General features: G+C 56.1%; 13 protein-coding genes. 2 read left to right on the forward strand and 11 right to left on the reverse strand.

Going from position 1 to position 17819, the window contains the following annotated elements; all coding sequences use genetic code 11:
• Nucleotides 1-100: 100 nt before the first annotated feature.
• The 5 genes from JUI81_RS08510 to JUI81_RS08530 form a co-directional block, all read right to left on the reverse strand.
• On the reverse strand, nt 101-433 hold the full coding sequence (locus JUI81_RS08510; protein WP_204124090.1) for a DUF2790 domain-containing protein: 333 nt from the start codon (nt 431-433) through the stop codon (nt 101-103).
• A gap of 79 nt (nt 434-512) precedes the next feature.
• Nucleotides 513-713, reverse strand: a complete 201-nt coding sequence (locus tag JUI81_RS08515; RefSeq protein WP_204124091.1) for a co-regulatory protein PtrA N-terminal domain-containing protein — start codon at nt 711-713, stop codon at nt 513-515.
• Nucleotides 714-825: 112 nt separating this feature from the next.
• Nucleotides 826-3978 (reverse strand): CusA/CzcA family heavy metal efflux RND transporter, encoded by a 3153-nt coding sequence (locus tag JUI81_RS08520; RefSeq protein WP_204124092.1) that lies wholly within the window; start codon nt 3976-3978, stop codon nt 826-828.
• 40 nt (nt 3979-4018) lie between these two features.
• Nucleotides 4019-5212 (reverse strand): efflux RND transporter periplasmic adaptor subunit, encoded by a 1194-nt coding sequence (locus tag JUI81_RS08525; RefSeq protein WP_019580062.1) that lies wholly within the window; start codon nt 5210-5212, stop codon nt 4019-4021.
• A 49-nt stretch (nt 5213-5261) separates the two neighbouring features.
• Nucleotides 5262-6521, reverse strand: a complete 1260-nt coding sequence (locus tag JUI81_RS08530; protein ID WP_204124093.1) for a TolC family protein — start codon at nt 6519-6521, stop codon at nt 5262-5264.
• Between the two features lie 467 nt (nt 6522-6988).
• Between JUI81_RS08530 and JUI81_RS08535 the strand changes: the two genes are divergently transcribed.
• On the forward strand, nt 6989-7663 hold the full coding sequence (locus JUI81_RS08535; RefSeq protein WP_007940896.1) for a heavy metal response regulator transcription factor: 675 nt from the start codon (nt 6989-6991) through the stop codon (nt 7661-7663).
• A complete protein-coding gene (locus JUI81_RS08540) occupies nt 7660-9057 on the forward strand; it encodes a heavy metal sensor histidine kinase (RefSeq protein WP_204124094.1) in 1398 nt (465 codons plus the stop codon). Before JUI81_RS08535 ends, JUI81_RS08540 begins: the two co-directional genes overlap by 4 nt.
• A 98-nt stretch (nt 9058-9155) precedes the next feature.
• Here JUI81_RS08540 and JUI81_RS08545 read toward each other — a convergent pair whose 3' ends face one another.
• From JUI81_RS08545 to JUI81_RS08570, 6 genes are read right to left on the reverse strand one after another with little or no spacing between them, the layout of a single operon-like run.
• Nucleotides 9156-10004: an aminotransferase class IV gene (locus tag JUI81_RS08545; protein WP_204124095.1), complete on the reverse strand. Its 849-nt coding sequence runs from the start codon at nt 10002-10004 to the stop codon at nt 9156-9158.
• Nucleotides 10005-10054: 50 nt separating this feature from the next.
• Entirely contained in the window at nt 10055-10942 is an 888-nt protein-coding gene (locus JUI81_RS08550) for a phytanoyl-CoA dioxygenase family protein (protein WP_204124096.1), read from the reverse strand.
• Nucleotides 10943-10955: 13 nt separating this feature from the next.
• Nucleotides 10956-11891 (reverse strand): hypothetical protein, encoded by a 936-nt coding sequence (locus JUI81_RS08555; RefSeq protein ID WP_204124097.1) that lies wholly within the window; start codon nt 11889-11891, stop codon nt 10956-10958.
• Nucleotides 11892-11939: 48 nt separating this feature from the next.
• Entirely contained in the window at nt 11940-15320 is a 3381-nt protein-coding gene (locus JUI81_RS08560; RefSeq protein WP_204124098.1) for an ATP-binding cassette domain-containing protein, read from the reverse strand.
• A 5-nt stretch (nt 15321-15325) separates the two neighbouring features.
• Nucleotides 15326-16411, reverse strand: coding sequence for an AraC family ligand binding domain-containing protein (locus JUI81_RS08565; protein WP_204124099.1), 1086 nt, complete (start codon nt 16409-16411; stop codon nt 15326-15328).
• 25 nt (nt 16412-16436) lie between these two features.
• Nucleotides 16437-17603, reverse strand: coding sequence for an acetyl-CoA carboxylase biotin carboxylase subunit family protein (locus JUI81_RS08570; RefSeq protein WP_204124100.1), 1167 nt, complete (start codon nt 17601-17603; stop codon nt 16437-16439).
• Nucleotides 17604-17819: the final 216 nt, after the last annotated feature.

Below are 17819 nucleotides of genomic sequence, written 5' to 3' on the forward strand. Positions count from 1 at the left end.
GGACAACCTGAAAACATTGTGGGAAGCGTCTGTATTTGCGCCACATCCGTTAAACATTCCGAATTGAAATACGCACTGTAGGTGGAGGCCCTCGGTGCCCTCACCCGACCTGTCGGCGGCAATCGCCTGCCACGGTGTATTTGATGGTATTGAGTTGGCCCTTTGAATCTTCATAGGTCATGGCAGTAGGCACCACGGCACAAGCAACTTGCGGCCGCACAACGCTCACCACTTTCACCACATCCAGTTTCATCCCGTATTCGTAGTCTTTCACCACCGGCGCAGGTTTGCCCTGGTTGGCCGCGTATTGCTGCATGGCGTGGGCGTTGGCACTGAACGCCCTCTCAAACGTCCGGTCACCGCCGCCTTCTGCCAGCGCATTCAACGACATCGCCATCACACCGACGAACGCCATCAACTTAAAAACTTTCATATCCAGTACCTTCAAATCCAGGCTCAAAAAAAAGCCCACCATCGGCCTTCGATGACGGGCTAGTTCAGGTGCGACACGCTTACAAGTCTTTGGTCTTGTCGTCCTTTTTTTCATTCAACACGACGGGGTTGCGCGCCTGTTCCTTGGCGACAAACGCCTCCACCGAACGGTCATTGGCCGCAATCATTTTCTCAAAGACTCTGTCGCCGCCACCTTCAGCCAAAACAACAGAAGACATCACCAACGCCGCTGCAAACGCACTCAGTTGTACAATTTTCATGTTTGATTCCTCGTTTAATTAACTAACGGGATCAAGGTAACAATCCGAACCTTTCGTGACGGTGGCGCGCAAATTACATATCCGTTATCTAGCGCTCCCACAGCAGGACCACCTACTTGGTTGAAGCTGGGTCTTCGTCGCGTCTATGCGCCAACTGATACAACGCCGGCAGTATCAGCAGCGTCAGGATGGTCGAAGACAGAATCCCGCCGATCACCACCGTCGCCAACGGTCGCTGCACCTCGGCACCCGTGCCGGTCGCCAAAGCCATGGGAATGAAGCCCAGGGACGCCACAAGCGCCGTCATCAACACCGGCCGTAGTCGCGTGAGCGCGCCCTCATTGATCGCATCACTGAGTGAACGCCCCTCCTCCCGCAAATTGCGGATAAACGCGATCATCACCAGACCGTTGAGCACCGCTACCCCCGACAGCGCAATGAAACCGACGCCCGCCGAGATCGACAGCGGAATGTCCCGCAGCCACAGCGCCATGACGCCCCCGGTCAACGCAAACGGAATCCCGGTGAACACCAGCAAGCCATCCTTGAGGTTGTTGAACATCATGAACAGCAGCCCGAACACCAACAGCAGAGCCACCGGCACCACGATCTGCAAGCGTTTGGCCGCCGACTGCAACTGCTCGAACTGACCGCCCCAGCTGGTCCAGTAACCCGCCGGCACCTGAACATCGCGCTCGATCACCTCGCCGGCCTCTTTAACGAAGGAGCCAATATCGCGCCCACGCACGTTGGCGCTGACGATCACCAGCCGCTTGCCGTTTTCGCGGCTGACTTGATTCGGCCCGAGCACCAGATCAAGGCTGGCGACGTCCTTGAGGGCGATGAAGCCAATCTGATCGGCCGCGCCATTCAGGGGCGCCGGCACCGGAATCAACAGTGCCGACAAACCTTCGATGTCCTTGCGCATGGCATCGGACAGGCGCACCACCATGTCGAAACGCCGATCGCCTTCATACAGTGTCCCGGCCTGGCGCCCGCCGACCGCCACTGTAATGGTGTCTTGCACGTCGCCGACGTTGAGCCCGTAACGCGCCGCCTTGTCGCGGTCGATGTTGATGGTCAGCACCGGCAGGCCGGTGGTTTGCTCGACCTTGACCTCGGACGCGCCGTTGACCTTCTGCATGGCGGCGGCGATCTTCACCGCCGTGGCGTTGAGCACGTCCATGTCATCCCCGAACACCTTGACCGCCACATCGCTGCGCACGCCGGAGATCAGTTCGTTGAAGCGCAACTGGATCGGCTGCGACAGTTCATAGTTGCTGCCCGGCAGCGTCGCGGCGGCTTGTTGCAGTTCCGCCATCAGGGTCTCGCGGGACTTGCCCGGATCCGGCCACTGCGCCTTCGGCTTGAGCATCACGTAGCTGTCGGAGATGTTCGGCGGCATCGGGTCGGAGGCGATTTCGGCGGTGCCGGTACGGGCGAACACGCGCTCGACTTCCGGCACCTTGTTGAGGATCAAGGTCTCCAGACGCTGCTGCATATCCACCGATTGCGTGAGGCTGGTGCCCGGCACGCGTAACGCTTGCAAGGCAAAATCGCCCTCACTGAGGCTTGGCACAAACTCGCTGCCCATGCGGCTGGTGAGCACGCCGCTGAGCACAATCACAGCCAGCGCCGCCCCCCCCGCCATGGCGCGATGGGACATCACCCACGCCAGCGCCGGCGCATAAACGCGACGCGCGCCGCGCATGACCACGCCCTCTTCTTCCTTGACCTTGCCGGTAACGAACAACGCGATGGCCGCCGGCACAAAGGTCACCGACAACAGCATGGCGCCCAACAGCGCGATGACCACAGTGAAGGCCATCGGGTGGAACATTTTCCCTTCGACACCGCTCAGGGCGAAGATCGGCAGGTACACGACCATGATGATCAACTGGCCGAAAATCAGCGGCCGCCGCGCTTCTTTGGCCGCCGCGAATACTTCGTGAAAACGCTCGGAACGGCTCAGCAAACGCCCGTGATGCTGCTGCGCATGGGCCAGCCGTCGCAGGGTGTTTTCGACGATCACCACCGCGCCGTCGACGATGATGCCGAAGTCGAGGGCGCCGAGGCTCATCAGGTTGGCACTGACTTTGTTGGTGAACATGCCGGTGAAGGTGAACAGCATCGACAGCGGAATGACCATCGCGGTGATCAACGCCGCGCGGATGTTGCCCAGGAACAGGAACAGAATCGCGACGACCAGAATCGCGCCTTCCACCAGGTTCTTCTTCACCGTGGCGATGGCCTTGTCCACCAGGTGCGTGCGGTCATACACCGGCACCGCAATCACGCCTTTGGGCAGGGAACGGTTGATCTGTTCAAGCCTGGTCGCCACTGCCTGGGAGACCGTCCGGCTGTTTTCGCCGATCAGCATGAACACCGTGCCCAGTACCACTTCGCGACCGTTTTCGGTGGCGGCACCGGTGCGCAGTTCGCGGCCGATGTCCACGGTCGCGACATTCTTGATCCGGATCGGCGTCCCGTCGACATTGGCCATCACGATATTGGCGATGTCATCGGTGCTCGCCACTTGCCCAGGCGCGCGAATCAGCAACTGCTCGCCGCTGCGCTCGATGTAACCGGCGCCGACGTTGGCGTTGTTGCGCTCCAGCGCCGTGACCAGATCGGTGAGGGTCAGTTTGTAAGCCGCCAGCCGTTTCGGGTCGGGGGCGATCTGGTATTCCTTGGCGAATCCGCCGATGGTGTTGATCTCGGCCACACCGGGCACGTTGCGCAATTGCGGCTTGATGATCCAGTCCTGAATCACCCGCAAATCGGTTGGCGTGTAGGCGGTTCCATCGTCCTTCAACGCACCGTCCTGCGCCTCCACCGTCCACAGGAAAATCTCCCCGAGCCCGGTGGAAATAGGCCCCATCAGCGCTTCCGCGCCCTCGGGCAATTGCTCCCTGGCGATCTGCAAGCGCTCGTTGACTAATTGCCGGGCGAAGAACAGATCGGTGCCGTCCTTGAAGATCACCGTGACCTGCGACAGCCCCGAACGCGACAGCGAGCGGGTCTGCTCCAGCGCCGGCAAACCGGCCATGGCGGTTTCAATCGGGAAAGTGATGCGCTGCTCGGTTTCCAGCGGCGAGAACCCGGCCGCGCCGGTGTTGATTTGCACCTGGACGTTGGTGATGTCGGGCACGGCGTCGATCGGCAGTTTTTGGTAACTGGCGATGCCGAGGCCGGCCATGAGGAGAACGGCGAGCAGCACGATGATGCGCTGCTCGATGGCAAACTGGATCAGGCGTTCGAACATGAGAACCTTCCGGTCGAGGTTGACGGATCAGTGGGAGCCTTCAATGAGAGTGCTCGGCCGAGGCTTTGCCCAATTCCGATTTGAGGACGAAGCTGCCGGCACTGGCGACTTGCACGCCCGGCTCCAGCCCTTGGGTGACTTCCACCAAGCCGGCCGCGCGACTGCCCAGCTCCACCGCTTGCGCCTTGAAGCCGTCGTCAGTGCGCACGAACACTGTGGGTTTGTCCTCGACGGTCTGGATCGCGGTTTCAGGTACGGCGACCCTGGCTTGGCGACTGTCGGTCGCCACCAGCGCGGTGACGAACAGGCCGGGGCGCCACGAGCCTTGCGGATTTTCCAAGGTCACGCGGACCGTTGCAGTGCGGGTCTGTTCACCGAGCAAACTGCCGACGTAGGCCACGGTGCCGGCGACTTCGGCATTGAGTTCCGGGGCGCTGACGGTGACCGGTTTGCCCACTTGCACCTTGGTCAGATCCTTGGGCGAAACGCCGAACGTCACCCACACCCGCGACAGGTCGGAGAGGGTAAAAGCCGCCGTGGATTCATCGACCACCTCCCCCGGCGTCAGGTGTTTTTCCACCACCACACCGTCGAACGGCGCGCGCAGTTCATAGCGATTGCCGCCGGTGGCGACCACGCTGCCACTGAGCACGCTGATTTTTTGCCGGGCATTGGTCAGGGCAATTTCGGCTTCTTCCAATGCCTGGCGTGCCTGAAGGAAATCCTGCTCGGCGGAGATCTTGTCCTGCCACAGTTTTTTCTCGCGTTCGTAGGTGGTGCGCGCCAAGGTCAGGCGCCGCTGCGCGGCAGCCTGTTCGCTGCGCTGATCAGAGATCTGCTGACTGGCGATCACCGCCAGCAACTGGCCCTTCTTCACCGACTGCCCGAGATTGACCGACACCGACTCGACCACCCCGGGCACCCGAGGCACTACGTGCGCAGTGCGGTCTTCGTCAAAGCGCACTTCGCCGGGGAACGGCAAGCCGAGGCTGATGTACTGCGCCCGCGCTTCGGCTAGTTGAATGCCCGCCGCGGTGATCTGTTCAGCGCTCAGCTCCAGGTGCCCTTCCTCTGCATGTTCGCCGTCGGCTGCTGCGCCTTCTTCAGCGTGATCGGCGTGCTCCGCCGCTTCATCGGCGTGCGCGTCGATGGACGCATTGCCCGGCCACATCGAGCCAATACCAATGCCCAGCGCCAACGTCGCCGCAGCCACCACGATCAGTTTTTTTTCCATGGAAACTCCTCTGCGCCATGCCATCGCGCAGTGATTTGAAAGATGAAATTCAAGGGCTGACGGTGAGGTCGCCGAAGATGCGTTCGATGCGTACTCGCGCGTCCGTCGCCTCGCTGACGGCCTGGATGTATTGGCTGCGGGCGCTGATAAGGGTGCGCTGGGCGTCGAGCACATCGAGGAAGCCGAACTTGCCCATTTCGAAGCCGCGCGTGGCGCTGTCGACCGCACTTTGCGCAGCGGGCAGGATGGTCTGGTTGAACGCCTCGACTTCGCCGTTGGCGGTCTGCCATTGCTCAAGGCTGGTCTGGATTTCCGTGCGCAAACGCAGCTCGGTGGCATTGCGCAGATCCCGCGCCTGATCGCTGCGCCGGGCTGCTGCCAGCACGTTGCCCTGATTGCGGTTGAACAGCGGAATCGGCAGCGACAGCCCGACCACGTTGACCCGCTCGCGCTCGGTTTCGCTGTATTGGCTGCCAATGCTCACGGTCAGGTCGGGAATGCGTTGCGACTTTTCCAGACCCAGTGAGGCTTCGCGCTGATCGATCTGCAATTTGGCCAGACGCAGCTCGGCGGTCTCGTTCAGGCGCTCCAGCAATCGGCTCGCCGGTGGCACGGTGGGCATGCTTTGCGTGGCCGCTTGCACGGTGGTCGAGGCTGGCAACGGTGCGCCCATGACCTGCGCCAATTGCTGATAGGCGTTGGCCTGATCGCGCTCGGCGCGGCTCAGTTCCAGGCGTACTTCTAAGAGTTGCACGTGCGCCCGGGTGCCTTCGACCGGCGATGATTTGCCGGCCTCGATGCGTCCTTGGGCGACGCGCAAACCGTGTTCGGCGAGTTGCAGCGACTGACGAGACAACTGCAAGCGCTGTTGCGCGGTCCGGGCGCTGTTGAACGCCTGAATCACATCGGCGCGCAAGGCATTGCGCTTGCGCTCCCACTCGATCCCGGCGGCGTCCTGCGCGCGGCTGGCGACGTCGATCCGTGCGCCACGTTTGCCGCCCAGTTCGATCGGTTGGCTGAGCATCACCGTGGTGGTTCGCGAATCGCGCCGGGTGTCTTCGGCCTCCCACGACACTTCGGGGTTGGGGATCAGGCCGGCCTGTTTGCGCTCACCCTCGGCGATGCCGATTTCCCACTGCGCAGCCGCCAGATCCGGGTTACCGGCGAATGCCGTTTGCAGGGCTTGATCGAGGGTCAGGGTCGATGCATGCACAAGCCCCGTGCCGGCCAGCAACACAACGCTGGCCGTCACTGTCCTCGCTGTTTTTTTCAGGCGTGCTCGCGCCGTCCGTTCTTTTAAACCGGGCAATGGAAGACTTCCTTTATTCAAGAATTTTTGATGCCGCCACGGTAGGGTTTTGAACTTATCGGCAAGGTGACTGGAACATTACAAATCCGTCATCCACGGTTTATGGAAGTTGTTTTGATCTAGGATGCGAAGTGCGAAAGGCGACATAGCAATACATGGAAAAAAATACACGGTAGTTATCTGCCAAACAGCACTTGCCTGAATGTGGCGCATGGGCATTCGGGCTTGCCTGCTGCGACAGGCTGTCGCAGATCGCCATTTTCAGGGCTCAAGACCCAGCATTTCAGTTGACCCTGTAGCCACTACAGCCTTTACCTTGCACGCCATCACACAGGGAAACCGCTGTAGGAAACCAGCAACTCACAACCTCTAGTCGTTATTCAAAACCGTCCGGAAGCCCCTACAAAAACAACAACTTTCCCGGCCACCTTAATTAAATATCCATTAAATAAAAGTGGTGATAGATCATGCGAATCCTTGTCGTCGAGGACGAGCTTAAAGCTGCCGAATACTTGCATCAGGGACTGACGGAAAGTGGTTATATCGTTGACCACGCGGCCACTGGCGCCGATGGACTGCATCTGGCACAACAGCAGGCATACGACCTGGTGATCCTGGATGTGAACCTGCCGGAACTCGATGGCTGGGGCGTGCTGGAACAATTACGTCGCACCCATTCCACCCGAGTGATGATGCTCACCGCCCGCGGGCGTCTGGCCGACAAGATTCGTGGTCTGGATCTGGGCGCCGATGATTATCTGGTCAAGCCATTCGAGTTTCCGGAATTGCTGGCGCGGGTGCGCACGCTGATGCGCCGCAGCGAAAACATCCCGGTGCCGCAGGTGCTCAAAGTCGCCGACCTGGAACTTGATCCGGGCCGTCACCGCGCCTTTCGCGGCGAGCAGCGCATCGACCTGACCACCAAGGAGTTCGCCCTGCTGCATCTGTTGATGCGCCAGTCCGGCGAGGTGCTCACCCGCACCCAGATCATTTCGCTGGTGTGGGACATGAATTTCGACTGCGACACCAATGTGGTCGAAGTGTCGATCCGGCGTTTGCGCGCCAAGATCGACGACCCGTTCGACAGCAAACTCATCCACACCCTGCGCGGTGTCGGCTATGTGCTGGAGGCGCGGGAATGAAGCCGGCCAGCCTTTCGATGCGCCTGGGCCTGACGGTGAGTATTCTCGGCGCGCTACTGGTGGTGTTCCTGGCGATCCTTGCCTACTTTGCCCTGACCCATGAGTTGAACGCGTTATCCAGGGACAGCCTGGCCCAGAAGATGGAACAGGTGGAACACAGCCTGTCGCTGTACGCCGATGCCGCAGAAATTCGTTCGGCGCCGCACATTCTGCTCGATCAGGTCATGGGCCATGACAACCTCACCCTGACGATTTATGACCGCAGTAACTTGCGCACGCCACTGTTGAAATCCGGCTCCGGCATGGCCGACCCGCGCCTTGAACGCAAGGCAGTACTGGCCGCCGACGAACCACTGGCGTTCTCCGACGGCACCGACGATCAAGGCAAGCACTACCTGACCGCCTCTCGGTTGGTCCGCATCAAGGACGGCACCCGCGTCCCGGTGCTGCTGTCGATGGACGATGCCCACAATCAGGCGTTGCTCAGCGCCTATCTGCGCTCGACGCTGATTGCTTTGCCATTGCTGCTGATCTTCATCGGCCTCAGTGCCTGGGCCGCCGTACAGCGGGGGCTGATGCCGTTGCGCGAGTTTCGCAAAGTGGCGGCGATGGTCTCGACGCAAGACCTCGGCCATCGACTGTCGGTGCTCGACATGCCCCAGGAACTCAGTGAACTGGCCCAGGGGATCAACTTCATGCTGGATCGCCTCGACAATGGTGTGCAGCAGTTGTCGCAGTTCTCCGATGACCTGGCCCATGAACTGCGCACGCCGATCAACAATTTGATGGGCAAGGCACAAGTGACGCTGTCCCGGGAACGCACGGCCGAGGCGTACAAAAACGTCTTGGTGTCCTGCACCGAAGAACTGGAGCGTGTTGCGCGGATCGTCTCGGACATGCTGTTTCTGGCGCAGGCCAGCAACCCGGCAGCGCTCACATCTTTCGAGCCGGTCGCCCTAGAAGAAGAAGCCGAGAAAGTGGCCGACCTGTTTTCCTTGTCGGCGCAAGACAAGCGCATCAACCTGAACGTGACCGGCAGCGCACGCGTGCTGGGCGACCGGTTGATGATTCAACGGGCGATCTCGAACCTGCTGTCCAACGCCCTGCGCCACTGCCCGACCGGGCAAACGGTTTCGCTACAGATTGAACAAAAGGCGACACAGGTTGCACTGGAAGTCAGCAACCCCGGCGCGGGCATCGAAGCGCAGCATCTGCCGCACCTGTTCGACCGTTTTTACCGGGTCGACAGCAGCCGCTCCCGCTCGCAAGGCAGCACCGGACTGGGTCTGGCCATCGTGAGCTCAATCATGAGCGTGCATCAGGGAGTGGCCGAGGTTGAAAGTCCGCCCGGTGCGATGACCGTGTTCAGACTGGTTTTCCCCAAAAACGAATAGGCAATGTAGAAGCTGCCGAAGGCTGCGATCTTTGGCCAGCGATTTCGCCACGAACCTGATCGGCCCGTAACCGACGGGGAAGCATATTCCCTCGCCGGTTAGGACCATGTGTGCATCACGCTCTTTCGATATTGCGTTATCAACAACTCGACCCACTGGTTCCTTTCATAATGCACACCGTCAATGCCGCTGACTTCGGTGATCTCCATTGCTGTGCCACATAAGAAGGCGCCATCAAACTGGCCCAGTTCCGAGCTTGAAATATCACGCTGTATCACTTGCAGATCCAGCGCCGGGGCTAGCTCTTCAATAATGACATGGCGGGTGATGCCCGCCAGTGCCATTTCGGTCGTCGGTGTAACGAGTTGGCTGCCCTTTACAAAAAAGATATTGGAACCACTGGACTCGCAGACCGTATCGCTGGTCGAGAGAAACAGCACGTCGTCAAACGCCTCATCCTTATCACGGAAGCTCAAAAAACTGATCGCATAGGTGGAAGAGGTTTTGGCTTGATACGGATGGCAATCGGTCGGCGCGCGTCTCCAACTGGCGGTCGTGAGCCTGTATGGTGTGGTCGCTGCCTTCGGAGCAAATGGCAGGACGAATATCACCACTTTGCTATGGCAACCTCGACCCATGAAACTGACGTCGGCTTCGTCATAAAACACGATTATTTTAATGTACGCGTCTTGCAGCTCGTTGCGCTTGAGCAGTTCATTGCACGCCTCAGTCAGCGTTGCGTTTGTGTAATGCAGGTCATGTTTGAACAAACGGGCTGACTGTTGTAACCGTTGTAAATGCTCCTCGCACTTGAATACCTTACCGCCATAACTGCGCATGCCTTCGTAGACTGAGGAGGCATAGGACAGCGAGTGTGTGGCGGGCGACAAGTTAATCTGCTCATGCTGGAGGTATACGCCGTCCAGCCAGGCGAGAGCCGTGGTCATACTCTATTTCCTGATTAATGTTCTTATGATGTTTACAGCGAAGTGAAGCGTTAATTCTTTATGATTTCGCGTGCGGTTAGTGCGTTGTAGAACTCGCCCTTGATCAACCCTTCACCTTCATAGCTGTTGGGGCGTCTACCTTGACGTTCAAGTTCCTTGATGATGGATTCGTAGGCGTCCATGGGGACAATCCTGAAGTCCATACTGACTCGCGTCATGATTTCCACGTTCTCTGCGGTCCCGTGCAGAATCCGGGGATCAAACATCAAGCATTGACCATAACGAAGGTTGGTCGGCATGGCGTCAGTGCGCAGATCGGCCATCAGTTGCGGACGTTGCTTTGCATAGTCAAAAAAGGCGACCCGACTTTCTTTGTATTCGTCATAGGTATAACCCTGCTCCTGGGCGAAGGTTTTAAGGGTGTTGATGCTGGCAGTTCTGGAGCAAACGCTGAGCGCGCCGGTATTTTTCACATCACAAAATGGCAGCCATATGTTGATCTGTTGAAAGTAATCGCCTAGCAGCGTGTCCGAGTGATGGGTGAAAAGTTCGCCATCCGGCAACCTGTATCGATCATCCAGTTTGGCGGGGATGTGATAACGGACCAATGGGTTGTGTTCGAATACGAAATCAAACCCCAGATGGTCGCTGAGCCAATGTACAAACTTGTAATACGCCTCGATCATCGGCGCCCCTAGTGTTTGCAGAGGGTCGTGCCAATGGCCGGAGTCTTCCAGATGCTTGTCGACTTCTTCCCGGCTCAGGCATTCATGTATTTTGTTCAGCGCAAAGTCGGCTTTGAGGTTGTAGCGACTGGCCAAGGTTTTCTGAAGTGTCCCTGCCAAGTCAAAGTTTGACGTTGGGTAATCCATGATAGAGATACCGTTCTCTATCCTGTGAACACTGTAGAGCTGTTTGTTGATATCGAAAAAAGACATTTTAAACTCCTTGTTAGCTGTCTTTCGTACATGAAAACTCATGCATTTGGTGCGGGTTGCTCGTTCGGATCGGAATCAGCCAGTTCTCCAGGTCCAACACCCGGTTGGCGCCCATCCGTATCTTCATATCGATTGCTCCCCGTCCCAGGCAGTTGCTCTTGAAGCCCAGTGACTCCGCTACTTTGTACAGTTGGTAGTAATCGCTGACGTACAGGTTCAGCCCCGTCGGAACCCGGCTTCGGTCTTGACCCTGAACCAGTTGCGAGAAAACCCCACGTTGTTCATCGGCGTAACTGAGCGAGCCGTAGACCGGTGCGTCGGTCGTTTTGTCGTAGTTAATTTTGATGTAGTACTTTGAACCTTCCGTCGACCGTGCCAGTGCCTGCATTGCCTCCAGCGAATAGAGGTTTTTGACGTGCTGGTATTTATCCACATTGAAGGATTGAAGAAGTGAAAACGCCGCCAGCACCTCGCTGTTCTCGGACAATTCGCCAAGACGGTATACCTGCGTATGACAGATATCCTCGGCCCGGCGTGTCAGGCGCATCATTTCTTTGTAGTGTTTCCTGCCCATGGACGTGAGCAAACACTCATCCAGGGTTCCCTCAACCTGCAAGTAGGCGACTTGCATGAAGGGCACCGGGATAATTTTTTGTTCATATTGCAGCCGCATCGAATCTGTCGACCTCTCCATGGAGGGTACTAACAACCAATCGGCCGTGTGTGCCTCTTGTGCAAGCGAGTTCAGGTGATGCGGATCGGGGCGTTCAGAAACCGGTAGGTAAAAAAAGCCCGGGGCTACATAAGCCTGTTCCTCATGCAGGGCGCTGTGTTGAACCACCGTTCCTTTGAGTGTTGCTTCCCAATGGGCTATCCCACACAGGGGTAGTTGTGGGCGAGAGACACCATAGCTGATACAAAACGCATCTCGTTGCGCGTGTAACTCCATGTTTACGATCCTTGTATAACCATTCTTGGAGATTTATCCGGGGGGCTTTTATGCCGTTTTTTCAACCAGCCGCTTTTCGTGATTGAAATTGAAGTTTCTGCTGCCAAGTGCGCAAAGCTCGGGGTTGTGAGTAATGATGAAGAACAGCGTATTCGGCAGAGCAGTAATGAGCTTGTGCATCAACTGAACTTCATCCGTGCTGTTCAGCTCTGAAGTCGCTTCATCAAGGATGACGATCGCTGGGGTGTTGAGGGTCAGGTCAAGCAATGCCAGTCGTTGCAGTTCTGATTTGCTCAGGCTTATTTCACCATTCCAGGGGATGTGTTGATTAAAGCCATCCTGCAATTGCTCGACAATATCCGAGAGCCCGAGATAAGCCGCGCGTTGATTGAGTTCTTCCAGTGACGGGTTGTTGAAATGCAGCGCCAATGAACCTGGTTTAAACACGGGGTTGGAGGTCAGTAGCTGGACCTCTTCCGCATGCTGACGCGCCAGATACCCATCGGTGTCACCCAGTGTGGATATCTGCCCTTGGCTTGGGGCCAAACTGCCCACTACGAGGTCGGCAAACGTGGATTTGCCGACGCCACTGGCACCCATGATCACTACGACTTCATTCTCATGGAACGATTGATTGAACTGTTCGAGCACCGTTGAGCCGCTGTTCGGGTTAATGAATGTGACATCGGAAAAGGACACCAACGGGGCATTCGAATCGATCTTTGTTTGCACCGGCGAAGTCCGCGGCTGAAGGCCGGCACCCACCAGGCGATCAGCACTGTCCAGGACTTGCCGGAGTTCAACGAGGCATTTGCCGAGTCGTGCAAAAATCGCAATCAGGCTGTAGGAGAGACTGACTGCCAAAACGTTCGCCATGCTGAATGTACCCGTTGCATGGAAGTAAATCGTTGAAGCAACGATGGCTGACAGGAAAAACACGCCCATCAAATCCAGCTTGTAGCTATACCAGCGACGCGTTGCAGCATTATCCAGCGAAGCGAATGCCCGAGTGGCCAGGGTGGGTGACAACCAATCCAGAATCATCGAATTGTCGTGTGCATTATCAAATCGACCACCCGTCCAGTTCAGTGCCTGAACACGTGAATACAAGGTGGACGTGGCGTCGATTTCCCCGCTATTAAATCGCTGTAGTAACTCGCCGGACTGTCTTGCGCCATACCAGTAGCAAAGACTGATTACAATGAACGGCGGCAGTACATAGAGGTTGTTCAGCATGACGTAGCCGATGGTTATCGACAGCAAGGTTGCCGCGCCAACCGTTTCCAGCAGCAATACCGGCAGAACCTCGTCGACGCGACGCTGATCCCAGGTCAGTTTGTTCTGGCTGTCACGATTAACTTCTTGAGCCAGAGTATGGTCCAGGCCTGGATTCATCAAATTCGAAAAGTAATGAATGCATTGGGTTGAGGCCGCATCAATACTTTTCCTGACGGTAATCAGCGCCCCGAAAATCGACAGGACCGCACTCACTACTAAAACACTGGCCAGCCCGATCAAGGACAGCTGCAAATGTGTCGTCAGGTAACCGCTGGCAATAATGTAATCACCCGCAATGGTAAACACTTCTTTAAGGGCGAATAGCATGAGGGCTATCAACGTGATTTTCCATAGGCCGAAATCCAGAAGGCTTCTTGTGATCGACCTTGAACGTGTCGCAGTAGGTTGTGATGGCTCGGGTACAGAGAGAGGCTCTGCTTCGTCTGTCGGAAAGTCCGGTGTGAGGTTTTCGGCACAGGTCTCAGCGAGTCCGGAATGCGCTGCAAGTTGATGGGTTTTCACGTGCGCAATGCTGCCGTCCACCACTGTCCAGATTTCATGCGCGGCCGCTTTCTCTTCCTGCTTGTCCGTTACGAAAATGACGTTGGTATCGCGCCATGGACCTTGCAGAAGTGAAACAAGCAGGCCCGCCGCGAGGTCTTCGTCCAGACCTGAAGTAGGTTGGTCAATGAATATCCACTGTGGTTGTGCGACCAAAGCTCTGGCCAGCTCAAAGCGCTTTCCCTGACCTCTGGAAACGTCCCAGCTGGCCTCTGCGCCATAGGTGAGTTCACTCAGGTAATCGACGTAAAAGTGCTCGGGCAAGCGAGAGAGAGCGAGCGCGCGGCAGGCCTCGTCGCCTGAAAAATCTCTGCGGTAAAGACTCAGGTTCTCGCGAAGCCCACCGGCAAATATCCACGGCTCGTCCGGAATGAAAATTGCGCGGCCGTCAACGTCGTCAAGACATTGCGCCCGTGTTCGTAGCACGGAGGTCTTGCCGCTGCCTGCGGCTCCCACGATCGCAATATGTCTGGCATGAGTGGTGGGCAGCGGTACCGGTTCGAGGGGCAATGAGTCGGCGTGACCGGCGCAAAGGAAGTATTCGATGTTTTTATGCCCGACAAATCCTTGAGAGATGCTTTGCACAATATCCGGAATGTTATTGGCGACGGATCTCAACCCGCCAATCAATGCGATGGCCGCCAACACTCCTGGCGCATCGATGTGACCCAGATAGACAAGCTGCAATGATGCCGCACTCAGCAACGCCACAATGGGCGTCATTGTCGAGATCAAGCTGATCGCCGCCACCAGGCGGGCTGCTTGTTTCAGCGACACTGCTTCAAGGTTTCGTTTGTCTGTGTAGTCGCTTATCAGCGTGGCCTTCCAGTTCTTAAGCCAGGCCTGACGTCGATTTTTTGCGGCGAACGCGCCTATCTCGATACGTTGCGTGGCGTTCAGCGACAGTTGTGCATAAGTCATGCTCAGTCGTTGAGCCATCCAGTACACGGCCAGTGAACTGACGGCAATAACCGCCAACGCGGCCAAGGCACTGACGCCCAGAGCAAAGAAGAAGAATGTTGAGGTAAAGATGACCGTGGCGAGTGCCAGCGAGATTGTAATAAGCCCCGACCATGAAGATTCGACACGTGCCGCTTCGCGGTCAAACAGCGTGGTGAGGTTGAGTGGAGACCAGCCACCCAATGCATTGTTCTTTTTGAGCAGAAGGCGTTGTTCCACATAGGAGCGACCGCCAACACCCACCAGTTCAGCCAGAAAAAACGTGTGGTTGAGCGCCAGCCAGGCGCAGTAGGTCAGCGCCATACAGGTGGCACCGAGTGCTACGTTCGACATGATTGCCGAGTCGCCCTGTATGAGCTGCGCCAGTAATGACTTGAGGGTCATGGCGGAAACAAATGCCGCCGCGGTATGCACACCGATGGCCACTAACGCCAACACGATATCTTTTCTGAGGGCTGCAAAAATCCTGAAGTGAAGCCTTTCCTCCCCCGTTTCTTTCCCCGCATCCTGTATCGCGGCGCCACGCCAGCGCTGCCAGCGGGACGCGTGAACGCAGCGCGCACCTCGATGGCGTCCGGGGTCAGGGATCTGAAACCATAAAATTGTGCTCAGGAATTCTGCAATCTTCATGGGGGTCAGTTGTATGCCAGTTTGGTTTTGGTGCAGGTGCCCGTTGCACGTTGCGGGTGATTAGCGCAGGCGATGTCGGCGAACCGATCACAAAGCAGCGTGATCATGCCCCAACCTTCACTCAGGGCTTCACGCAGTACTTCGATTTCCTTGGGCGATGCCTGGCTCAGCAGTTCTATTCCCATGCTGACGTGGCTGCCATCATCTTCACCGTGTTCCTGGAAGTGCGGCATGCCGGCGAATACATGGGACGCTTCGCTATGGAAAATTTCTCCGCTGCCTTCCAGCACAATGTGCATCAACAACGTCTTGACCATATCGTTTTTGTAAAGCATCTGATTCCTGAACCATTCCATCGTGGACAGGAAGGCCGCATCCCATATGGGCGAGTGATTGGTATGGCGCTGATTGCGTAGATTGTTGTTGTGTCCCAGTTCCTCAACCAAGTGTTCAAACGCGATTTTCTTGTGTGCAGGATCAAGCGTCATTGCCACACGTATATGCAGCAGGTCCTGAAACATGTCTGACCAGGTCTGTAGGCAATCGAGAAGCCTTTCGCGTACTTCGGGCTGATTGATCGACGGTGAATTGATCAGCGAAAGCAACCGACTGTGCCTGAAGCTCTCCAGATAACCTTCGTTATCTTTTAACAGCACATCAGCAGGATTGGCATTGACTGTTTCTTGATCCTTGAAGACAACATTCGGTTGGAGGGTGTCCTCGTACAAGGCCTTACCATTGAACTGAATGGAGAGTGCCCAGAAACCATCGTTGGTGCCTTTAAAACCGTGCAGCGAGTGAGGCGGTACCAGCACCATATCGCCTGCTTCGATATCTCGTTCTGTATCGCCAAGGGTTTTTCCTGATCCGTCACAAATCAGGATCAGGCTCGCCTCGGGGTGTTGGTGAACCGACAATTCCTGGTCCTTTTCGAGCCTGACCCAGCTAAGGGCCAGCTCGCTTTTGGACGGAATGAACTGGGCCAGCGCGGGATGTTGGGAGAATATTTTTACAATACCCAAGTCGTGTAAGGCGTCATTCACTATAACGCTATTGAGGGGAGCGATGTCGCTTCTAGAGATAACTTCCATATCGTCCTACTCCTGTTGTTGGCAATTAACTTTCGGAACTTAGTCTGTTCAGGTGATCAATGGCGGTATAGAATTTTTCGCGATCATTGCTGGCAATGACCACCAGTCCGATTTTGTCATCGTTGATGTGCGGTCTACCCAACGGGGGAATGGCTTCACCCATTACTAGCCTGATGATGTCCACTTCTTGCATGTAACCCCTGATCAGGTCCGGGTTCAGTGGTTGATAAAAAAGATGAGAGCCCGCGAATTGGTAGCGTGTCAATTGAGTCTCGGCAGTGTCTGATTCGGCTTCATGGCTATGAAGACGTAGTGTTTCTCTAAAAAGATCAACGCCTGTTGTGAGTTCAACCAACAAACCTATGTAATCGCCACCGACGCGGTTGTTGATCTCTATTAGATGGAAATTCCCATTCGCCATTGTTAGTTCAATATGGCAAGGGCCATGTGTGTGATTGATTGCGGTCAGCAGGCGCTCACAATAACAGCTCAATTCGTTAAGTGTGTCGCTATCGAGATTGTCCGGCGAGATGATGTGCTGCTCTTCTGCGAGCGATGTTTTGTATAATTTTTTGTTAGTGACGGCGAGGATTCGGTGTTGTGAGTCGATGGTCAGTGTTTCGACACTGACTTCCCGCCCGTTTAAAAACTCTTCCGCCAGCATGACGAAATTTTCATGATTGAGTCTCTCCAGCGTATCGAGCAGGGACGCAGAGTCTTTGATGATGAAGACGTTTTCGCTACCGGAGCCCGTTGGGTCTTTTAAGACCACTCCGTTTGGATAGCAGTTGAAAAATACTTCGACGTCCCTTCTGGTTCTACAGATCTTGCTGGCAACGGCGAACTCAGTATGTTCCAGCCTGGATCGCATCAAAGGTTTGCAGATGCATATTTCGCAGGCCTCGTAATCGATGCCTGGGATGGCGTAATGTCGACTGGCACGTGCGGCGGGTAGCAGTCCATCCTCCGTAAAGGAAAAAATGTAATCGATAGATTGAGTTTTTAGTATTTTATCCAGTTCTTCGAATATAGTGATTTCGGAAAAATCGTTGACAAGATGAATATTGCTGGTAAGTGCGACAAGGTTTTTGCCCTGTGAATCAGGAAGTTGCAGGACGATGAAGTTAAAACCTAAACCTTCGAAATGCATGAAGGTTTCGTCATGTCCGCCTATCAGTACAATGTTTTTCATAGAGTTCCATTGTTGATGGTTAGAGGCGTTGTCAAGGCTGTTGTCTCATGCTTCCAGGATCGATATGAACTTGGTTTTGATATATGGAAATTCAGTTACACATAACAAATTGATTGAGTTGCTGATGTGCGATAAGCGCTATCTACAGCTGGATGTTAGCTCGATTAAAGTGAGTGGGAAATGGTGCATAACAAAAACAGAGCATTCTTACAATGA

It is taken from the genome of Pseudomonas sp. 008 (assembly GCF_016861935.1).
In the GTDB taxonomy this organism is placed as follows: domain Bacteria; phylum Pseudomonadota; class Gammaproteobacteria; order Pseudomonadales; family Pseudomonadaceae; genus Aquipseudomonas.